Annotated in this window: 1 protein-coding gene; it reads right to left on the reverse strand. The window is 76.8% G+C overall.

Annotated elements, in window-relative coordinates:
- Positions 1-2554 (reverse strand): type I polyketide synthase (locus tag KBX39_RS28735; RefSeq protein WP_210873532.1); only part of this gene is annotated, 2554 nt, incomplete at both ends.

Here is a 2554-nt window from a genome sequence, read left to right on the forward strand (position 1 = left end):
CGGTGAGCTGCCACGCTCCGCCGCCGGTGCGTTCGGCGGCGACCTGCACGTCGACGCCGCCGGTCTCGGGCAGCACCAGCGGCGCCTGGAGGGTCAGCTCGGCGAGCCGTTCCGCGCCGACCTCCGCGCCGGCCCGCCTCGCCAGTTCCTCGAACCCGGTGCCGGGCAGGAGCACGACGTCGCGCAGGGCGTGCTCGGCCAGCCAGGGCTGGGTCTCCACGGACAACCTGCCGGTGAGCGTCACCTCGTCGCCGTCGGCCGAGCGGAACACCGCGCCGAGCAGCGGGTGGCCGGTCGGGGTCAGCCCGGCGGCGGTCACGTCGGCGGGCTGCGGCAGGGGCAGCAACCAGTAGCGTTCGCGCTGGAACGCGTACGTGGGCAGGTCGACCGGCAGGGGCGGGCCGGCGAACAGGGCCGCCCAGTTCACCGGCACGCCCCTGGCCCACACGGTGGCCGCGGCGGCCAGGGCGGTGGTCGCCTCGTCGTGCTCGGCGCGCAGCACGGGGGCGCAGACCGCCTGGTCCGCGCCGACGATCTCCTGGGTGAGCGCGCAGAGCACTCCGCCCGGGCCCACCTCGACGTACACGCCGACACCCAGCTCACGCAGCGTGGTCACGGCGGCGTCGAAGCGGACCGTGTCGCGGACGTTGCGCAGCCAGTACGCCGGGGAGCACACCTCGTCGGGGTCGAGCACCGCTCCGGTCACGGTCGAGACCACGGGGATGCGGGGCGCGGCGAAGGTCAGTTGCCCGAGCACGTCGCCGAACGCGTCGAGCATCGGGTCCATGCGGGCGGAGTGGAACGCGTGGCTGACCCGCAGCCGCCTGGTGCTGCGGCCGAGGGCTGCGAAGTGTGCGGCGACCGCCAGCACGGCGTCCTCGTCGCCGGAGACGACGACGGACTCCGGGCCGTTGACGGCGGCCAGCCCGGCGCCGGGCGTCCCGCCGGCGGTGGCCAGGTGCGCGCGGACCTCCGCCTCGGTGGCGCGGATCGACACCATGGCGCCACCGGTGGGCAGCGCCTGCATCAGGGTGCCCCGGGCGGCCACCAGGCGGGCGGCGTCGGGCAGCGACAGCACGCCGGCGATGTGCGCGGCGGCCACCTCGCCGACCGAGTGCCCGGCCACGAAGTCCGGCACGACACCCCAGGACTCGACGAGCCGGTAGGCGGCGACCTCGATGGCGAAGAGCGCCGCCTGGGCGTACCCGGTGCGGTCGAGCACGTCGGCGGGGCCGTCGAGCACGCCGCGCAGCGGCCGGTCGAGGTGCCTGTCCAGCTCCGCGCAGGCGGCGTCGAAGGCGTCGGCGAAGGCCGGGAAGGCGGCGTACAACCGCTGGCCCATGCCGACGCGCTGGGCGCCCTGGCCGGTGCAGAGCACGGCGACGCGGGTGGGACTGGCGACCCCGCGCCGCACGGACGGGGCCGGAACCCCGTCGGCCAGCGCGCCGAGCCCGGCGAGCAGTTCGTCCCGGTCGGCGCCGAGCAGCACCGCCCGGTGTTCCAGGACGGACCGGCCGGTGGCCAGGGCCCGGCCCACGGCGGCCGGCGCGGCGTCGGGGTGCTCGGCGAGCCAGGAGCGCAGCCGGTCGGCCTGGGCGCCGAGCGCTGCGGCGCTGCGCGCGGAGACGACCCACGGCAGCGGGTCGGGGCCGGTGACGGCGTCGGTGGCCGGCTGCGGCGCGGGCGGGGCGGCCTCGACGATGACGTGGGCGTTGGTGCCGCTGACACCGAACGAGGAGACGCCCGCGCGCATGGGCCTCGTCGCGCGCGGCCACGGGCGCGGCTCGCGGAGCAGGCTCACCGCGCCGGCCGACCAGTCGACGTGCGGGGACGGCTCGTCGACGTGCAGGGTGCGCGGCAGGACGCCGTGACGCATCGCCATGACCATCTTGATGACGCCGGCGACGCCGGCCGCGGCCTGGGTGTGCCCGAGGTTCGACTTGATCGACCCGAGCCACAGGGGCTGGTCGTCGGCCCGGTCCCGGCCGTACGTGGCGAGCAGGGCCTGCGCCTCGATGGGGTCGCCGAGGCGGGTGCCGGTGCCGTGGGCCTCGACGGCGTCCACGTCGGCCGGGGCGAGCCGGGCGTTGGCGAGGGCCTGGCGGATCACGCGTTGCTGCGACGGGCCGTGCGGCGCGGTGAGGCCGTTGGAGGCGCCGTCGGAGTTGACCGCGCTGCCGCGCACGACGGCGAGCACCCGGTGGCCGTTGCGCTGCGCGTCGGAGAGCCGCTCCAGCAGCAGCAGCCCGGCGCCCTCGCTCCAGCCGGTGCCGTCGGCGGTGGCCGCGAAGGACTTGCACCGCCCGTCCGGGGACAGGCCACGCTGGCGGCTGAAGCCGACGAACGTGTCGGGGCTGGACATGACGGTGACGCCGCCGGCCAGCGCGAGGGTGCACTCGCCGGAACGCAGGGCCTGGACGGCGAGGTGCAGCGCCACCAGTGAGGACGAGCAGGCGGTGTCGACGGTGACGGCCGGGCCCTCGAAGCCGAACGTGTACGCGATCCGGCCGGAGACGACGCTGCCGTGGTTGCCGGTGCCGACGAACGCCTCGAC

Origin of the sequence: Micromonospora sp. D75 (assembly GCF_018070405.1) — a bacterium.
In the GTDB taxonomy this organism is placed as follows: domain Bacteria; phylum Actinomycetota; class Actinomycetes; order Mycobacteriales; family Micromonosporaceae; genus Micromonospora; species Micromonospora chalcea.